Here is a 17,245-nt window from a genome sequence, read left to right on the forward strand (position 1 = left end):
GTCATCCGCCCCGGTATGTCCGGGCGGTGACCATGGCATCGCCTTCTCGTGTTCGGCCGGGCGCACGACCCGGCAGGAGCAACACCGCCCACTGTAGCGCGATACGGGCGCTGATCGCCTGACCACCGATGCGCCGGCCGGTCTCGCTCTCAGGAGTGAGGCCACGGCCACCGGGTGCCGTGGATACTGGCTGGATGCGTCGTGTACCTCCCGCGGTGATCGACGTGGTGCTCGCGATCGGGTGCTCCATGAGCATCATGATCATGGCCGTGCTCAACCACCGCCTGGAGTGGTGGGTGGCCGCCCTGGCCGCGGGGAACACGCTGCCGCTCCTGTGGCGCAGGCGGTTCCCCCTGCTCGCCGGCGCCGCGACGGGGACCTGCACCGGCGCGCTGTTCCTCACCGACACGATGGGCGGGATCCCCGCCGCGTCGCTGATCGCGACCTACACCCTCGCCTCGCTGTCCCCGCCCGCGCGGATGTTGCTCGGAGTGCTCTGCACCATGGTGGGGTTCGCCTCCGTGGCGGTCGTGCAGCATCACCAGCCGCTCAGCTACGGGCCGACCGCGGCGGCGTTCGTCGTCGCCTACGCGCTGGGCACCGGCGCGCGAGCACGCACCCTGAAGTGACCGGTCAGGGCTGGTGCGATCGGCGTACGTGACTCAGACTTGGTGAGCAATCGATTTCTCGATCATGGCCGAGGCCACCACCCAGCGACCCGCCGAGGTCAGGGCGGGCGTCCTGGGGTGGACGCCCGCCCTCGTGCAGGGCCGGTTGTTACTGCTCGACGTTGGCGTTGTACTTCTGGATGGGCGTCTGCAGGGTGGTGGCGGCGTTCTGCATCGCCTGGTCGGCCGGCGTCTTGGGATCCTGTCCTGCCGCGGCCGGCACGGCCTGCTCCAGGCCGACCTCGGCCGCCTTCCTGGCCTCGGGCATGACGCCGAGGAGGCAGCCCGACGTGGCCGGCGACGGCTGCTGGGCGCGCAACTGCGTCACCGCGACCTGGAAGTTGGGGTTGTCGTTCGACTTGGCCTGCGGGTTGACGGGCACGTAGCCGGTTGCCGCGTGCCACTTGGCCTGCTGCTCAGCCGTGTTGGCGAACTTGACGAACTCCCAGGCGGCCCGCTTCTCCGCGTCCGTGTGCCCGGCCGCGTTGATCCACAGGGAGCCGCCGCCGATGATCGTGCCACCGCTGGAGGAGGCGGACGGCTTGGGGAACGGCGCGGTCCGCAGCTCGAACTTGTCCTTCGCGGCCTCGGTGTATCCGCCGAGGGCGGAGGTCGACTCCAGGTGCAGCGCGATCGTCCCGGTCTTGAACGCGTTCTGCGCCTGGTCGGTCGGCCGGCCGGTGTTGGTGGCGTAGCCCTGCTTCACCAGGTCGCCCAGCCACTGGGCGAACTTGGGCCCGGCGCCGGTGCCGAAGTTCACCTTGGTGGCCAGGCCATTCCTGCCGTTGCCGTTGTCGCAGTACTCGGCGTTGTCCTGGGCGGTCAGTTGCTCGACGAACCAGCCGTACAGCGCGGCGTTGAAGCCGAACTGCTTGACCGTCCCGCCCTCCTTGATGGTGAGCTTCTTCGCCCACTCGCCGATCTCGTCAAGCGTGGCCGGAGGCTTGTCCGGGTCGAGCCCGGCCTTCTTCACGGCGTCCGCGTTCATGTAGAGCAGTGGCGCCGAGGAGTTGAACGGCATCGACCAGAGCTTGTTCTTGATCGTGTAGTAGCTGGCGATGTTGGGCTCGATGTTCGCGTTCTGGTCGAACTTGTCCTTCTCGATGAACTTGTACATCGGGACGACCTGCTGGGAGTCGTACATGAAGCGTGAGCCGATGTCGTAGATCTGCACCAGCGGGGGAGTGGCCTCCTGCTGAACGGCCTGCTTGTAGGCGACGACCATCTGGTCGTAGTCACCCTTGAAGACCGGCTTAACGGTGATCTTGTTGTTCACCTTCTTGAAGTCGTCCACCATGGTCTTGATGGCGAGTTCGTTCTTCTCCTTCATCGAGTGCCAGAACTCGATCTCAACCGGTTCGGTGATCGCGTCCGCCCCGGGGGCCGTGGCGGCCTCGCCACCTTCACCCGAGCCGGCATCGCCACCGCAGCCCGTCAGGGCGAGGGAGAGCGCGGCCGTGACGACCAGCCCGCCGCGCGCACGCCGAAATCGAGGTAGAGCCATCTGGGAACTCCGTTTCTTGTTCACGATTACTTCACCGCGCCTGCGGTGAGGCCGCGGATGATGAAGCGCTGCCCGAAGATCACGAGCGCGAGTGTGGGAAGCAGTGCGAGGGTGACCCCGGCCAGGATCAGCGTGGGGCTGGACGACTCGGCGTCGTTCAGCATGGAGACGCCGATCTGCAGGGTCTTGTACTGGTCGTCGTTGCCGAGGATCAACGGCCAGAAGTACTGGTTCCACGTGGTCATGAACACGTAGACGCCGACCGCGGCGATGGCCGGTTTCGACAGGGGGAGCAGGATTCGCCACAGGAACCGCAGATGGCCGCATCCGTCCATCACCGCCGCGTCACGCACTTCGAGCGGGAACTGCAGGAACGACTGCCGCAGCAGGAACGTGCCGAAGGCGTGGGCGAGGAAGGGCAGCGTGAGCCCGAGATAGGTGAGCGGCCCCTTGGTCAGTCCCAGGTCCGAGATCAGCAGATAGTTCGGCAGGATGATCGCTTCCCACGGCACCATGAGCGTCACCATGAACAGCGCGAACATCGCCGTCTTGGCCCACATCCGCAGGAACGCGAACGCGTAGGCGGCCAGGACGCTCGAAAGGAGCTGGCAGATGGTGACGATGCCGGTCTGGATCGCCGAGTTGAGATACTGCCTGGCCAGCGGGATCGTCTCGAGCGCCGAAGAGTAGTTGCCGAGGTCGATCGCCGTCGGGGCGAGCTTCGGCGGATAGCTGGCCAGATCGTTCGGCGTCATGATGCCGCCCACGAACGCGTAGTAGAGCGGGAAGACCACCGGGAGCGCGCACACGATGAGCACCAGATAGACAACGATCTTGCTCGCGGCCGAGGAGGAGGTGCTCATCGGTAGTGGACCCTTCTTTCCAGCACGCCGAACTGAATGCCGGTACACGCCAGCACGACCACCAGGAGCACGATCGCCGCGGCGCTGGCCGTGCCGAAGTCCGACGAGCCGTAGCTGAAGGCCTTCTCGTAGATCCAATAGACCAGCGTGGACGTGGCCCCGTCGGGTCCGCCCTTGGTGAGGATGTGGATCTGCCCGAAGCTCTGCAGCGCGTGAATCGTGGAGATCACGATGAGGAAGAACAGCTGCGGGGACAGCATGGGAACGGTGATCCGGCTGTGCAGCCGCCATCCCGTGGCGCCGTCGAGCCTGGCCGCCTCCACCACCTCGGTGGGAATCGCGCCGACCCCCGCGGAGAGCACCAGGACGTTGTAGCCGAGCGTCATCCATACCGTGGTGATCGAGATGGAGATCAGGGCCAGGTCCGGTTCGGTGAGCCAGCCGATCCGGTCGACGCCGAGGTAGCTGAGGATGCCGTTGGCCATGCCCACGGCCGGGTTGTAGATGAGGGCGAAGATCACCGACGCGGTGGCCACGGAAAAGGCGAACGGCAGCGCGAACATCGTACGGAACATCCTCTGGCCGCTGATCCGCGACTCCAGCAGCAGGACGACCACGAGAGCGCCGGCGATCGCCGGGACCACGGTGAACAGGACGAACAACGCGGTCGTCCCCAGCGCCTTGAAGAAGCCCGGGTCGCTGAACATGTCCGCGAAGTTGTCCAGCCCGACGAACTTGTTGGCCCGGCCGATGATGTCGGTCCCCATCGTGGACAGATAGAACGTCCTGCCCAGCGGGTAGAAGACGAAGATCGCGAAGATGACCAGCGAGGGCGCCAGATAGAGCAGCGACAACCGGCGCTCGCCCGTCGGTCCCCGCTGCCTGTTGGTGCGAGCTTCCATCGTCGCGCAGTCTCACTTTCGTTAACCTGTTGTTCACATTTGTGCTCGCTGGATTCTGCCTGCTCAAGTCCTGTTTCGGTAGCCCTGATCACTGAGCGCATGGTGAACGTTCGCGGAACGTTATCCGCGAAACACGGCCACCCGTACGTCCGCCTGGCCTCCTCCGCGTATGCCCCGTCCGGGTACGACACCGCCGCGCGGATCCCGGACCCGGCGGTCGGCCGGGGCGGGTGCGCTCGGAAAACCGCTGGCCCGCGCGATCCGATCCGGCTCACACTGGGGCTATGGTGACGGTAGGTAGCCGGTTGTATCGGGATCTGTGTGCGGCGCTGATTCCCGGCGCCGGGCTGGAGGCGGTGGCGGCGGAGTTGTCGCGGGTGATCGCGCCGGTGGTGCCGCATGACGCGCTGCGCTGCGGGGCGATCAACCCGTCGTCGGGCGCGGGTGTCACCGCGCTGGGGTTCTGGCACGGGTACGCGCCCGACCTCGGTCGTGAGCTGCTGAGGCCGGACCGCGTGGGAGCGGCCACGCGGGAGCTGGATCGCCTGGCGCGGCAGCACGTCCCGGTGACGTTGGTCGACCGCCGGCTCCGCTCGGGCGCGCATGACGGGCTGCTGGAGGAGTACGGGGCCGGTGAGGAGCTGTGCCTCGCGCTGCGGGACGCGCGTGGCGTGTGGGGCGTGCTCTGCCTGATGCGGGTGGCGGGCGGGCGGCCGTTCGGCGACGCTGACGCGCGACGGCTGGCGGGGGTCGGGCCCTCGTTGATCGCCGCGCTTCGCAACTATGTGACGGCGCAGCCCGTCGAGTTCTCCGGGCACGAGCCGCCGCCGGGCATGCTCGTCGTCGGGGCCGACAGCCGGATCAGGACGATGACGCCCCATGCGCGGTCGTGGCTGACGGCGATGACGGCGCGGCTGGCGGTGCCGGAATGGCTGGCCGAAGCCTCGTTCGCGACCCTGGCGGCCGCGGCGCGCGAGCACCCGCGGCATCTGCGGCTGTGCGTCCCCTCGGTGGGATGCGGCTGGTGGACCGCGATCGAGGCCCAGCCGCTCGGCGACGACGGCGACGTGGCGGTCATGATCCAGCGCGCGAGCGGCACGTCGCTGATCCCCTCGTTCTGCGACTGGTACGGGGTCACCACCCGCGAACGCCAGATCATGCGGCACCTCTACGACGGTTCCGCGCCCAAGCAGATCGCCCGCGCGCTCGGCCTGTCCCTCTACACGGTCAGTGACCACCTCAAGGCGCTCTTCCGCAAGACCGGCACGAGCGGACGCGACGAACTCATCGCGGTCATCAACACGTGAGCACCCACTCAGGAACGGCGATCCCCGTTCCGGTCATGGGACCAGGCGGTTCCGGATCGGGCGGCGATCGTATTCCCGATCCGGAACCGTGCTCGCCTGATCAACGCCACCTTGCTGGTTTTTACGGGCCGCGGGCCCATGGTTGGACTTTGCCGGTGCGGCCAACGAGCAGCGCCAGCTTTGCGTTGGATACACGGTTCGCCAGTTTCATGCCATTTCCCCTTTGAATGAACTGGAGGAAGTCGAACGACGCAATCCACATATTGTTGTGAGCGAATCTCGCCGCCAATCCCCATTGTTAGGGGGGTCCGTCGCGGCTCGATCGCCGTTATCCTTCTGGGCGCGGAATGGCACGTGAGCGACAGAGTGGAGTCGAGCTGCGCAGCTCGATGAACCAGAAGGCCACCAACAGCACCGCGGCCAGAATCAGGCAGCCGATGACGGCGGGGTCGCCCCAGCCGTTCCGCTCGGTCGCGGAGATGCCGTAGACCAGGCTCAGCAGAGCGCCGGTGACCGTGACCGCTCCGGGAACATCGAGCCGGCCGCGGGTCCGGTCGCCGGTGTCGCTCAGGAGACGCGGCCCGAGAGCGAGGATGAGCACGACGACCGGCAGGTTGATCAGGAACGCCCAGCGCCAGCTCAGCAACTCGGTCAGGACGCCGCCCAGCACCGAGCCCAGCGCGAACCGACGAAGATGCCCGCCAGGAAGAGGTTGCGCCGGCCGAAGAGGTCGGCAACGCGGCCGAACAGCGGCGTGAAGCCCGCCGCCGGCAACATAAATCCACTGCAGGTTGCTCAGTTCCAGCGACGGACAGGCGCGCGGTCAGTGCTGCCGGCGAGCTTCGAGCGCGTCCAGAATCAGGTCCAGGCCGTAACCGAACTCGCTGGTGTGGTCGTAGCCCGGCCGCAGGGCATGGTCGACGATCATCTCCCTGAGGTACGGCAGCTCGTCCGCCGGCAGGTGATCGAGGATGCCGCCGGCCACCTCCCCGACGTCGTCCGGCGTCGTCACCGGCAGGTTCGCCTCCTGGAGGACGAATCCGCCGATGTAGCTGTCGATGAGCGAGACGGCGTGCGCGGCCATCGGCAGCGTGAACCCCGCCTCCCGGAGGACACCGAGGACGGCGTCGTGGTGGCGTAGCGTCGCCGGCCCCGGGTCGCGACGGGAGTCCATGAGCCCGAGAGCCCAGCTGTGCTGCGACAGGACCGCACGCGCGGAGGAGGCGCGCGCACGGATCGCCTCGCGCCAGTCGTCGCACCCGGCACCGGGCAGCTTGATCGCCGCGAACACCATGTCGACCACGCCGTCGAGGATGGCGTCCTTGTTCGGCACGTGGTGGTAGAGCGACATCGCCTCCACGCCCAGTTCCTGCGCCACCCGTCGCATCGTGATCGCCTCGACGCCGCCGCGATCCGCGACCCGGATCGCGGCCTGCAGCACGAGACCTCTGCTGAGCGGTTGCGGTGGTGGTGACACGACGGCTCCGGGGTGTGGGCGGGTTGACAGCCTTACAAGTGTAAGTCAGCCTTACAGGCGTAAGCCACCTTACTGGTGTAAGTCTTCCCGGGGTGGCATCTGTCCGACCTGCGACGCGCCCTGCCAGGGCGAGACAAGGAGATCCCGATGCCGATGCCGAAGTGGTGGGGGCACGTGAACAAGAGGGTGTTCAACCCTCGCGCGATCGCGGGCAGGACGTGGCCGGTGCTGATCCACGTCGGTCGCGTCTCCGGCGCGACGTACCGCACGCCGCTCGACGCGCATCCCGTCGACGGCGGCTACCTGTTCGTCCTGGTGTACGGATCGCGCTCGGACTGGGTGCGGAACGTCCTGGCGGCCGACGGCGCGCGGCTCCGCGTCGGCGGGAGGGAGGTGGCGCTCGCCGCCCCACGCCTCGTGGGGGAGGACGAGGCGTTCCAGGCCCTGCCCGACAAGGTGGCCCGCCCGCCGAGGTTGCTCCGCATCACCGAGTTCCTCCGTATGGACCTGGCCGCAGGCTGACGATCGACTCGCGGATCTCCTCCGGGAGACCTTCGTACGCGGAGAGCCGGGCCAGGGCAGCCCGGCTCTCGGGCACGGACCTGGTGCAGCCGAGCGCGCCCACGGCTTTCGCGGCGGCCATGCCGCGCTCGACGTAGCGCTCGGCGAGGTCCATGAGCCAGGGCGTGAGGGCGGCCTCGTCGTCGACCATGAGGCCGCACCAGTAAAGGGTCTGCTCGGCGATCCAGGCGGTGATGCGGCGGGTCCAGACCTCCTGGAAGCCGGCCGTGCCGAGCCCCCGGCGGGCGCACTCGGCCTCGGCGCCGGCCATGCGCTCGGCCGTCACGTACCGGGCGTAGGGCATGCGCTCGCGCAGGACGGCGCGGATCGCGGTCCACTCGGGGTACTCCTCGCCGGAGCAGTCGCGGACGGTCACCTCCTGCGGCGGCTCGGGCGCGGCGAGCGGCCCGGGCGGCAGGCAGGCTTCCAGCACGGCCCGCGCGTAGGCGAGGGTCTCCTCATCCTCCTCCTGCGAGGTCCAGACGAAGGCGTTGCCCCACGGGTACGGGTAGGCGCGCAGCACCTCCGGCAGCAGCGGCGTTTCCTCTGCGGCGATCACTTGGCTCCCAGGCGTTCCATCGCGCAGCATCCTGCCGAAGTCCAGCGCCGCACGCTCGCCCGGGGGCTCAAGACATGCCGAAAGCAGACGCCTTCGGCCATTCTGCGATCATGTACGAGTCCAGAAAGCCGCCGTCGTGCTGATGACGGCCCTGGCGCCGCTCCGGCCTGACCGCATCGCGAGGACGGTCTGCGTCGCGGCGAGCTGGAAGTCCCCCGCCGACCGGGCCTTTCGCACCAGGACTCCTGGAAAATGACCTTGAACGTCGGCGGCCTTGGGGGCGAACGCGTGTCGTTGTGGCGCAACAGGAACTTCAACATCTTCCTCGTGATCCAGGCGTTGTCGGTCGGAGGCGACTCCTTTTCGCTGATAGCCATCCCGTTGCTCCTGTTGCGCGAGACGGGTTCGGTCGTGCAGATGGGCGTACTGACCGGCTTGTCGGGGGCGGCCTCGTTGCTGACAGGCTTCTTCGCCGGGCTCATCGCCGACCGTCTGGACAGGAAGAAACTGCTGATCACCTGTGACATCCTCCGAGGAGCCCTCTACGCGCTCGTACCGATCGTCTGGAGCTTCTCACCGCAGATCTGGCTGCTCTACGTGATCGTGCCGACGGCGGCCGCCATCGGCATGGTCTTCCAGGTCACGTACGTCACCGTCGTGCCGAGTCTGGTCGACAGGGAACAGCTCACCCAGGCCAACGGCCGCCTCTACGCGGTCTATGCGACCGCCGGCGTCGGCGGTCCCGCGTTCGCGGGGTTGATCTCGCAGGCGTTCGGCCCGGCCGTCGCGCTGGGCATCGACGCCGCCACCTTCGGGGTTTCCGCGATCGGCCTGCTGTTCGTCCGGCTGCGCGCGAGCACCGATGCCGTCGCGCGGGGCTCCATGCTCGAAGGGGCCAGGTTCCTCTGGGGTCACCCGGTGCTGCGCTCGCTGACGATCCTGCTGACCTTCTACATCTTTCTCACCACCGGGCTCGACGACATCGTCATCTACTACCTCAAGCACGACCTCGCCCAGAACGACGACGCGGTCGGGCTGGTACTCGCGTGCGCGGCGGCCGGGTCGATCGGCGGGGCGGCGGTGGTGGCCCGCGTGCGCAAACTGCTTGGCTTCGGCACCACCTGGATCACCGCGGTCGCCCTGTCGGGGGCGACCGTCGCCTGCGTCGGCCTTCGCCCAGGGGCGATCGGGATCGCCGCGATCATGGTGGGGTTCCTGCTGGGCGGGGCGGTAGCCGGGATCTGCTCGCAGTCGCTGCGCCAGGAAGTCACCCCGAACCACCTGCTGGGCCGCGTCACCTCCGCGTTCTGGACCATTCACTACGCACTCGGCCCACTGGGCGCCGCGCTGCTCACGCTGGCCGTTTCCCAGTACGGCGTGCCGTGGACGATGCTGACGGCCGGGATCGGCATGGCACTGATCGGCCTCCTCGGGACGCTCACCCCGATCCGTCAGCCCCGGCCGGAAGTCCGGCAACCGACGCCGGAAACGAATGAGGCCTGATCACCCGGCTTGCCCATGACGTCATCGTCCACTGCGGTGCAAAGCTCTGCTCTCTTTGTCCGAATCCGCGTCCGATTCCGCGGCGGAAGGGGCGAAGGAGGGCTCTGGCGCGGCCAGTTCAGGCGTGGCGGAGTCGGCCACGGCCGGCTGCTCTTCGGCCTGCCGCCGCGCAGAAGCGGTGTCCTGCTCGACGGTCTGCGCGGCCGGTGTGGCCTGCGCGGAGCGCTCGAAGAAGCGCAGCAGCTCGACGGGCACCGGCATGACGAGGGTGGAGGTCTTCTCGGCCGCCACTTCCACCACGGTCTGCAACAGACGCAACTGAAGCGCGCCCGGGTTCTCGGTCATGATGGCCGAGGCGTCGGCGAGCTTGCGCGCGGCCTGGAACTCTCCCTCCGCGGTGATCACCCGGGCCCTGCGCTCTCGCTCGGCCTCGGCCTGGCGGGCGACGGAGCGTTTCATGCCCTCGGGAAGATGGACGTCCTTGATCTCCACGCGGTCGATGTGGATGCCCCAATCGAGCGCCGGGCTGTCGATCATCAGCGCCAGGCCCCTGTTCAGCTCCTCGCGGTTGGACAGCAGGTCGTCCAGATCGCTCTTGCCGATGATCGAGCGCAGTGAGGTCTGCGCCACCTGCTCGATCGCGAACAGGTAGTTCTGCACCGCGATGGCTGCCCGCAACGGCTCCTCGACCCGGAAGTAGGCGACGGCGTCGACCTGGACGGAGACGTTGTCACGGGTGATGCCTTCCTGCGCGGGCACCGGCATCGTGACGATCTGTATGTTCACCTTCTTCATCCGGTCCACAGCCGGGATGAGGAGGGTGATTCCTGGCCGGCGGATCTCCCGCTGGACTTTGCCGAAGCGGAAGACCACGCCGCGCTCGACCTGGTTGACGACCCTGATGCCGCTGACCGCCAGCAAGACCGCGACGATGGCGATGAACCCCAGCACGATGACGGTGACCATGACGCTTGCCTCCACTTCCAGGCTAAGTGGTGGCACACCCACGCGCAGGCAAGGAGATCGTCAAGTTCGGTTCACGAGGTTGTGGGGGCGAAAGCTCCGGCGACCCACGGGCCGCAGGTGCTGCGAGCGACCCATGACCGGGCGATCGCCCACTACCTCGTCCAATGGCCGTGGAGCGGGGAGCCCGAGATGGCGGAGGTCTACAAGAGGGTGCTCGCGACCGTGCCGGCCGTGCGGGCCAAGGCCCTGCACATGATGCTCGGCATGCAACGCCGGATCGCCGACGCGCTGCACAAGGCCTTTCCCGACAGACTGGACGCCATCAGCGCCGCGGCGGCGACCGGCGCGTTGATGGGCGCGGTGCGGGCGGCCGGGCTGGCCGGTCTCGAGAGGTACGGGGAGGCGGAGCAGGAACATCTGGCGTCCACCCGGCGGGCCGTGGACATCGCCATGCGCGGCCTGGACTCACTGTGATGGCCAGGCGGGCCGGCCGGGCCTGGAGTTGCCGGCCGGGCGGGTTGCCGGTGACGACGCGGCGGTCGCGCGCCGCGCAGCCGAGCCGGCAGACCCGGCATGGCGCGTCAGAGCTTTCGCCCCACCCCGCAGATCGCCGCCATCCCCGTCATACGATCCAGTGCGGGAACCGACTCGTCCGGACGCCACTCCGGCAACGGCACCACTCCCGGGGGCACCAGTTCCAGCCCGTCCAGGAACTTGGCGATCTGCTCGGGTGAGCGAAGCACCGCCCCGGTCCCGGAGGCGCTGTAGAAGCTCGCCGCCTTCCGCAGTTGCGGGCTGTCGCCGATGTGACTGATGACCAGATACGACCCCGGCGGCATCGCGTCCATGACCGTGCGGACGACCCGGTAGGCGTCCTCGTCCGGCAGGAAGTGCAGCATCGCCAGCATCATCACCGCGATGGGCTGATCAAGGCCCATCAGGGATTCCGCCTCCGCCAGAATCTGCTCCGGCTGGTACATGTCGCCGTCCACCACGTGGGTGTTGCCGGTCGTGGCCAGCAGCGCCCGCGCGTGCGTCAGCGCGACCGGGTCGTTGTCGACGTAGACGACCTGGGCCTCCGGATGCGCCTTCTGCGCCACCTCGTGGATGTTCTCCATCGTCGGCAGCCCCGCTCCCAAGTCCAGGAACCGCCCAACGCCTGCTTCACCGGCCAGGTACTGCACCGCCCGGCGAAGGAACAACCGGTTGTGATACGCCATTACCGGCATTTCGGGCACAACAGCCTTGACCCGGTCGCCCATCTCCCGGTCGGCCGCGAAGTTGTCCTTGCCGCCCAGCCAATAGTCATAGACGCGAGCGATACTTGGAATATTCGGATTGACCCCGGCGGGGGGTTTCATATCGTGGTCCATGGTCATGACGTTAACAACCCTTACGCCCGGCCGTGACCGTTCGAGGTGAGCCGCGCCCCGCGCCCCGGCCGACGGCCTCCCGGGAGCCGGGTCGGCAGCGGCCGGGGTCACGACTGCTGATGGCGATTACCTGGAGTACGCGGGACGGGGAGGTAGCGCGAGGGCGGGTATGGCCGTGGCCGCGAGGGCCACATGAACGTATGGGCGAACGCGGTGGCCGGTGAATGGCCGGCGGTGGCCGCGTTGAGGACGAGGGCGAGGGCGACGGTGCCGAACACGCCCCCGAGTTGTTGCAGGATGCGGTTGGCGCTGGTGGCGGGGGTCATCTGCGCGCGGGTCAGGCCACGGTAGGTGGCGCTGAACGCGGGCAGGGTCACCGCGCCCTGCCCGAGGCCGGTGATGAACAGCGCTCCGATGAGCAGGGCTTGGTTGATGTCCCGATCAACGAAGGCGTACGGCAACAGGCCCACGGCGGCGAGAGCCATGCCGGTGAGGGTGTGGCCAGTCCGAGCGTGAGCAGGGTCAGGCCGGTCAGGTCGACGCGGGTGTCGTGGTCGCGGCGCTGGTCGGCGGGCAGCAGCCGCCAGGCGAACACGAGATCGCTCGCCAGACCACCGACCTGATCATCCGCGCCCACCAGCCCTCCTGAGCCTGTCCCGGCCTTCTCTTGACGTCGTCAAGAGTTGACGCTATAAAGAGATGGTGCGTGAAGAGACGGCTGAGGACACGTTCTTCCGTGAGCTCGGCGGTGCCTGCGCCGAGTTGCGGCAGGCGTTCGCCCGGCATGTGGGCATGAGCCCGCATCGAGTGCAAGTGCTCGTCCGGCTGTGGCGCGACGGTGAGACCAGCCACAGCGACCTGCGCCGGACGCTGGGCATCGACGGTGCGAGCGTCACCCGGCTGGTCAAGGAGTTCGAGGCCGAAGGGCTGGTCGGCCGTCGCCTCGACCCGGCGGACAACCGCTACACCCTGGCCGCGCTGACCCCTGCGGGTGAGCGGGTGGCGGCGGACCTGGAGCGATCGCACCAGGCGTACCAGGAGCGGCTGCTCGGCGGCGTCACCGCACAAGAGCAGGAGATCGTGCTGCGCGTCCTCCGGCGCGTCCGCGCGAACGTGACCGATCAGGAGAGTCGATGACGGACGACGTACGGGCGGCCGCCCGGCGCATGTACGCGGCGTTCAACGCCCGCGACCACGCCGCCGCGGAGGAGATCTTCACCGCCGACTTCTACAGCCACCCCATGGGGACCACCGGGCCGGAAAGCGTCACCCGGTCCTGGCGACGGTTCCATGAGGCCTTCCCCGATGTCCAGGTCGTCGTCGAGGACATGATCGTCGAGGGGGACACGGCCGCTGTCCGCACCAGCGTGCGCGGTGTCGCCGGCGGGGAGCCACCCACCATGCTGGAGATCTTCCGGGTGCGCGACGGCCGCATCGCCGAACTGTGGGGCCTGTCCTCGCTGCGGCGGGACTCGTGAGACAGCGGGTTCACGCATGGCCGCGGTGGCTTCGGTGGCGGTAATGATCTTTCTGGCCTGTGAGGTCCAGGCTCAGATGGTTCGCGGTGTCAGGAGTTGCCCGGGGGTGTCGGCGGAGGCGTTGACGTAGTAGTCCTTGATCGCTGTTTGCCAGTCGCCGGTGGCGATCCGGCCGTTGCGGGACAATCTGGCGAAGAGCTGCTTGACCTGTGGCAGGCCGAAGCCGATCGCCGTCAGGCAGGCGAGGAAGTCGGCGGGCTCGATGAACCCGTCGTCGTCACGGTCCGCCAGGGCGGCCAAGGCGTTGGCATAGGGCTGGCCGTAGACGTCGAAATGGTCGGCATCCGGGGCGGCCGCCGCGAACTGCTCGAAGGTGACGACGCTGTCCTGCTCGCTGCCGGAGGTGTCGGCGAGTCCCTTCCAGTACGTACGGCAGCCGTCGACCAGAGCACGGGCCTTGTCCGAGTCGTGCTCCACCCCGAGGGCGTTGGACACCCGTTCGGCCAGCCGGTCGAAGTCCTCGGGTCGCAGATGGCCGGTCTTGGCGGCATCCAGGAGGGAGAAGCGGGCCTGCAGGCGGGCCAGATGGAACGCGGCGTCCTCGCACATGTCATGCCTCCTGTCAGGTTCGGGCAGAGGCCCGCGGCCATGGTATGCATGCTCCATGTAGTCATCAAATCGCTCCAAGTAAATAAAGCAGCCCTGGTCGAGGCCGTACGCGGCGACGAAACGGGGATACGGTGACGCATCGCACGATCTCGCCGGCAGATGATTAGGTTCCATATATTATGCTTCCATACTGTTAGGGTGCGAAGCATGGGCACAGAGGTTGAGCGGGTGGAGCAGGCGGTCGACGAGCTCTTCACCGCGTTCCGGCGCAAACGCGGCCGGGAGCAGAGCGCCGGCGACCTGTCAGGAACCCAGCTGCGGGCCCTGGACGGCCTGGCCGACGTCGGGCAGGCCACAGCGCGGCAACTGGCCGACTTCGCCGACGTCACCCCGGCGACCATGACCGGCATGCTCGACGTACTCGAGCATCGGGGCGTGATCAGGCGCGAGCGCAGCAGCACCGACCGGCGCGCCACCCAGATCACGCTTACCGATCAGGGCCGCCAGGTCGTGGCCGAGGCCCGCCGACGCTGGAGGAATCGCTGGCAGCAAGCGATGTCCGACGTCCCGCCCGAGGACCTGCGGGCCACGGCCCGGGTCCTGGGCAAGGTGGCCGGGATCTTCGACGAGATGTAGCCCCCGAACAGAGACCACACAGAAGAAGGCGCAGGATGACGAATTTCAACGATGCCGAGCGCGGGTGAGCTTCGTCGTCGACGACATGACGCCGGGCGGGCCGGAAGCGATCAAGCCGGGCATGGGGCGAGGCGTGGAGATCCGCGGCCTCGCGGAGACCCTCACCGTGGACGACCCGCCCGGCTCACCGGGCTTCACCGGTCCCGACATCATCCGCATCCATCCCGAACGCATCATGAGCTGGCACATCGACCCGGCCGAGCCCGACGGCCGCGCCGTCGGCATCCTCTGACAGCTGTCCTCAGGCCAGCAGCAGGACCATGCCGGTGGCGAGTGTCGCGACGACGAGCAGGACCACCACGACCAGGGTCCTTCTGCCGAATCGGCGGCGGATGAGCTTCGGGTTGTGTGCCATCAGGTCCCTTTCGGGTCAGGCCCGGCGCCGTATGGCCAGGCAGGCGATACAGGGTGACGGCGAGCCAGCGGCCCCGGGGCAGGCTCTGGGTCCAGGCGAGCTTGTGGGTGCCGGTCCAGCACCACCAGGCCGGCGCGCTTGCCGACGGCCAGGGCGAGCGCGACCAGGGTGCGCTGCCCCCCGGACAACCGGTCCACCCGTTCACGCTTCCTCCTTCTCGCCGTCCCATCACCCGCACAGTCGGGCGGGAAGCCGATCAGGTTCACGAACCGTGGAGGCGTGATTCCGTGAGCGCGAGTTTGTCGGTCCGGCGCGCAATACTCGGCGCTGGCGATCAAGAGGGTGTCGCGGTCATTCCGTCGCCTGGACGACGAGTTCCTCATCGAATACAGCGTGGAGGTTCTGGCATGAGCGCAGGTCGGATGCTGACCTATGTCGGCGGCGGTTCGGAGAAGTTCTGGGAAGTGCGTCAGGACGGTGCGGAGCTGAACATCAGGCATGGGCGGCTTGGCGCGGCCGGCCGGGAACAGGTCAAGTCGTTCGGCTCCGCCGCCGCCGCCGCGGAGGCGGCCGGCAAGCTGGTGGCGGAGAAGTTACGCAAGGGCTACACGGAAGACGAGGCGGTGCACTCCCCGGCGGCGATCGACAGCGCCGCGGATGAGGACCGGCTGACGATGCCGGCCGCGTGGCTGCGCGTTCTTCATCCGCGGCGGGGTGGAGCGAAGGTCACCGTGCGGCGGCCGGCCGCGGCCGCGCCCAAGGAGCTCGCCGCGAGGCTGGAGGAGCATCGGAAGCGGATCGTCGAGTCGCTGGCGAGGTGTCAGGACCCGGAGCTCGCCTCCGCGGGCGCTTCCTACCTGGCCGGGGAGCCCACCGCCACGCCGCTGGGCGCCGCGGTGGTCGCCGAGGTGGTGGCCGCGTACCTGTCATGGGACGATCGGAAGTGGCTGCCCCTGTTCGCCGAAGGCTGGATGGTCGAACGCGGCCTGGCGTTCGCGGCGGTGGCCATGGCCGAGCTGGCCTCGCTGGATTTCGATGCCGACGAGCAGACACGGCCGGTCCGGCGGCTGGCTTCCGGGCAATCCCCCAGACATTGGTTCGGGTGGAACCAGATGGAGCCCGTCACGCGGGTCCGTGCCGTCCTCGCGACCGCGCCGGATGCCGAGTATGCCGAGGTCGTCGCGGCGCTGGCGGTGAGCCGTGCGGGCGGGCTCCACCATCGGGTGGTGGCCTCCTACCTGGCGCCGACGGAGGCCGACTGGGTTACGGCCGACTGCGCCGAAGTGAGCCATGTCAATCCGCAGCTCGCCTTCGGCCTGGTCGCCGCGATCAGCACCCCGGAGCAGGCGGCGCTCATCGCGCGCCACATGGAGGCCTACTCCATCACCCATTCCCTCGCACTGCCCGCCACGCTCGTCGACGGCATGGGTGCGGAGGCCGTGCCGGTGCTGGCCGGCTGGTTCGACGGGTTCTACCACGCGGAAAGCCACCAGCGGCTGCTGGGCCTGCTCGCCGAACTGCCGACCGACGCGGCGATGTGGGCGCTCCTCGACCGGATCGAGCAGAAGTACACGCAGCCGGCCTTCCTGCGCGCGGCGGCCCGCTTCCCGCGCCGGGCGATGCGGCTGCTGGCCGCCTCCGGCGGCAAGGTCGCAGACCTGCTGCTGCGCGCCCACGTGCTCGCCCATCCCGGCCTGGTGGCCGAGGTGCTCGCGAGTGCCGACGATGCCGCCGCCGAGCGGATCAACAAGATCGCGACCGCTGAGACCGTCCCTGCCGCTCCGCCGGAGTCATTGCCCGAGGTGCTGGTCAGCCCGCCGTGGACCCGCCCGCGCAAGCCCCGCGAGCCGGTCGTGGTGAGTGACCTGGTGTGCGCCGATGAGCCGGCCGTGGTGTGGGGTCCTGGCGAGCGGGACAACGGGCGTTCCGCCCGGCCGGGCTACGACTCGTGGGATCGGGCCCGGCACCAGAACTGGCGGAAGATCGCCGGCCAGATCGCCGGTGGCCGGCACGGCGACTGGTACGACGAGGCCGTCCTGTTCGTCTCCGGGCCGGAGGAACTGGCCCGACCGCTGATCGGTAAATGGCGCCCGGCTGACCATTGGGGAGCCTCGGAGTGGTTGCCGAAGGTGGTCGCCAGGTTCGAGGTGGCAGCGCTGCCCCTGGCGCTGGACTGCGCCCGGCGCAACCCCGGCGCCATCGCTCCGGCGCTGCTCCCGTTCGCGGGACCGGAGGTCGCGGTGCTGATGGCCGAGTGGTTGTCCCGGCTGAAGTCGGTGCGCGCCACCGCGCTGGCGTGGCTGGACCGCCACCCCGAGGCGGCTGCCAGGGCGCTGATCCCCCCGGCTCTGGGCACGCCGGGCCCGGCCCGGCGACAGGCCGAGCGGGCGCTGGCGTCGCTGGTCGCGGGCGGCGGCCGCGACG

The 17,245-nt window shown here is 68.7% G+C and carries 21 protein-coding genes; 10 read left to right on the forward strand and 11 right to left on the reverse strand.

The window, feature by feature from the left end; genetic code table 11:
- Positions 1-194: 194 nt before the first annotated feature.
- A complete protein-coding gene (locus tag ACFPZ3_RS62790; protein WP_379523955.1) occupies positions 195-629 on the forward strand; it encodes a DUF7134 domain-containing protein in 435 nt (144 codons plus the stop codon).
- Positions 630-777: 148 nt separating this feature from the next.
- Here the strand turns inward: ACFPZ3_RS62790 and ACFPZ3_RS62795 are convergent, their stop codons facing one another.
- From ACFPZ3_RS62795 to ACFPZ3_RS62805, 3 genes are read right to left on the reverse strand one after another with little or no spacing between them, the layout of a single operon-like run.
- On the reverse strand, positions 778-2,172 hold the full coding sequence (locus tag ACFPZ3_RS62795; RefSeq protein WP_379523956.1) for an ABC transporter substrate-binding protein: 1,395 nt from the start codon (positions 2,170-2,172) through the stop codon (positions 778-780).
- Between the two features lie 26 nt (positions 2,173-2,198).
- Positions 2,199-3,035: a carbohydrate ABC transporter permease gene (locus tag ACFPZ3_RS62800; RefSeq protein WP_379523957.1), complete on the reverse strand. Its 837-nt coding sequence runs from the start codon at positions 3,033-3,035 to the stop codon at positions 2,199-2,201.
- Complete coding sequence (locus ACFPZ3_RS62805) at positions 3,032-3,937, reverse strand: carbohydrate ABC transporter permease (protein ID WP_379523958.1); 906 nt, start codon at positions 3,935-3,937, stop codon at positions 3,032-3,034. Before ACFPZ3_RS62805 ends, ACFPZ3_RS62800 begins: the two co-directional genes overlap by 4 nt.
- Positions 3,938-4,221: 284 nt before the next feature.
- Here ACFPZ3_RS62805 and ACFPZ3_RS62810 point away from each other — a divergent pair, with 284 nt between their 5' ends.
- A complete protein-coding gene (locus ACFPZ3_RS62810) occupies positions 4,222-5,244 on the forward strand; it encodes a helix-turn-helix transcriptional regulator (RefSeq protein WP_379523959.1) in 1,023 nt (340 codons plus the stop codon).
- Between the two features lie 328 nt (positions 5,245-5,572).
- Here ACFPZ3_RS62810 and ACFPZ3_RS62815 read toward each other — a convergent pair whose 3' ends face one another.
- On the reverse strand, positions 5,573-5,914 hold the full coding sequence (locus ACFPZ3_RS62815; protein WP_379523960.1) for an MFS transporter: 342 nt from the start codon (positions 5,912-5,914) through the stop codon (positions 5,573-5,575).
- 153 nt (positions 5,915-6,067) lie between these two features.
- Positions 6,068-6,685, reverse strand: a complete 618-nt coding sequence (locus ACFPZ3_RS62820) for a TetR/AcrR family transcriptional regulator (RefSeq protein WP_379523961.1) — start codon at positions 6,683-6,685, stop codon at positions 6,068-6,070.
- A gap of 183 nt (positions 6,686-6,868) precedes the next feature.
- Between ACFPZ3_RS62820 and ACFPZ3_RS62825 the strand changes: the two genes are divergently transcribed.
- Positions 6,869-7,243, forward strand: coding sequence for a nitroreductase family deazaflavin-dependent oxidoreductase (locus ACFPZ3_RS62825; RefSeq protein ID WP_379523962.1), 375 nt, complete (start codon positions 6,869-6,871; stop codon positions 7,241-7,243).
- Here the strand turns inward: ACFPZ3_RS62825 and ACFPZ3_RS62830 are convergent.
- The gene (locus ACFPZ3_RS62830) at positions 7,206-7,841 is read right to left on the reverse strand and encodes a hypothetical protein (RefSeq protein WP_379523963.1); all 636 of its coding nucleotides are present in this window, start codon (positions 7,839-7,841) and stop codon (positions 7,206-7,208) included. The genes ACFPZ3_RS62825 and ACFPZ3_RS62830 overlap by 38 nt on opposite strands.
- Before the next feature lie 108 nt (positions 7,842-7,949).
- On the reverse strand, positions 7,950-8,078 hold the full coding sequence (locus ACFPZ3_RS62835; RefSeq protein ID WP_379523964.1) for a hypothetical protein: 129 nt from the start codon (positions 8,076-8,078) through the stop codon (positions 7,950-7,952).
- A 15-nt stretch (positions 8,079-8,093) separates the two neighbouring features.
- Here ACFPZ3_RS62835 and ACFPZ3_RS62840 point away from each other — a divergent pair, with 15 nt between their 5' ends.
- Complete coding sequence (locus tag ACFPZ3_RS62840; protein ID WP_379523965.1) at positions 8,094-9,344, forward strand: MFS transporter; 1,251 nt, start codon at positions 8,094-8,096, stop codon at positions 9,342-9,344.
- A 21-nt stretch (positions 9,345-9,365) separates the two neighbouring features.
- Here ACFPZ3_RS62840 and ACFPZ3_RS62845 read toward each other — a convergent pair whose 3' ends face one another.
- On the reverse strand, positions 9,366-10,310 hold the full coding sequence (locus tag ACFPZ3_RS62845; RefSeq protein WP_379523966.1) for an SPFH domain-containing protein: 945 nt from the start codon (positions 10,308-10,310) through the stop codon (positions 9,366-9,368).
- 117 nt (positions 10,311-10,427) lie between these two features.
- Here ACFPZ3_RS62845 and ACFPZ3_RS62850 point away from each other — a divergent pair, with 117 nt between their 5' ends.
- A complete protein-coding gene (locus ACFPZ3_RS62850; RefSeq protein WP_379523967.1) occupies positions 10,428-10,784 on the forward strand; it encodes a hypothetical protein in 357 nt (118 codons plus the stop codon).
- Positions 10,785-10,891: 107 nt separating this feature from the next.
- Here the strand turns inward: ACFPZ3_RS62850 and ACFPZ3_RS62855 are convergent, their stop codons facing one another.
- Positions 10,892-11,689: an SAM-dependent methyltransferase gene (locus ACFPZ3_RS62855; protein ID WP_379523968.1), complete on the reverse strand. Its 798-nt coding sequence runs from the start codon at positions 11,687-11,689 to the stop codon at positions 10,892-10,894.
- Between the two features lie 101 nt (positions 11,690-11,790).
- A complete protein-coding gene (locus tag ACFPZ3_RS62860) occupies positions 11,791-12,168 on the reverse strand; it encodes an MFS transporter (protein ID WP_379523969.1) in 378 nt (125 codons plus the stop codon).
- A gap of 214 nt (positions 12,169-12,382) precedes the next feature.
- On the opposite strand from ACFPZ3_RS62860, the gene ACFPZ3_RS62865 reads away from it, so the two are divergent.
- Both ACFPZ3_RS62865 and ACFPZ3_RS62870 read left to right on the forward strand, forming a co-directional pair.
- Positions 12,383-12,820 (forward strand): MarR family winged helix-turn-helix transcriptional regulator, encoded by a 438-nt coding sequence (locus ACFPZ3_RS62865; protein ID WP_379523970.1) that lies wholly within the window; start codon positions 12,383-12,385, stop codon positions 12,818-12,820.
- On the forward strand, positions 12,817-13,161 hold the full coding sequence (locus ACFPZ3_RS62870) for an ester cyclase (RefSeq protein ID WP_379523971.1): 345 nt from the start codon (positions 12,817-12,819) through the stop codon (positions 13,159-13,161). Before ACFPZ3_RS62865 ends, ACFPZ3_RS62870 begins: the two co-directional genes overlap by 4 nt.
- 72 nt (positions 13,162-13,233) lie before the next feature.
- On the opposite strand, the gene ACFPZ3_RS62875 is transcribed toward ACFPZ3_RS62870, so the two are convergent.
- Positions 13,234-13,770 (reverse strand): EF-hand domain-containing protein, encoded by a 537-nt coding sequence (locus ACFPZ3_RS62875; RefSeq protein WP_379523972.1) that lies wholly within the window; start codon positions 13,768-13,770, stop codon positions 13,234-13,236.
- 207 nt (positions 13,771-13,977) lie between these two features.
- On the opposite strand from ACFPZ3_RS62875, the gene ACFPZ3_RS62880 reads away from it, so the two are divergent.
- From ACFPZ3_RS62880 to ACFPZ3_RS62890, 3 genes are all read left to right on the forward strand, one after another.
- Positions 13,978-14,406: a MarR family winged helix-turn-helix transcriptional regulator gene (locus ACFPZ3_RS62880; protein ID WP_379523973.1), complete on the forward strand. Its 429-nt coding sequence runs from the start codon at positions 13,978-13,980 to the stop codon at positions 14,404-14,406.
- Positions 14,407-14,470: 64 nt separating this feature from the next.
- Positions 14,471-14,698, forward strand: a complete 228-nt coding sequence (locus tag ACFPZ3_RS62885) for a PNPOx family protein (RefSeq protein ID WP_379523974.1) — start codon at positions 14,471-14,473, stop codon at positions 14,696-14,698.
- Between the two features lie 530 nt (positions 14,699-15,228).
- Positions 15,229-17,245, forward strand: a 2,017-nt coding sequence (locus tag ACFPZ3_RS62890; RefSeq protein ID WP_379523975.1) for a WGR domain-containing protein, incomplete at its 3' end; no start/stop codon positions are given.

This window comes from Nonomuraea insulae (assembly GCF_042656245.1).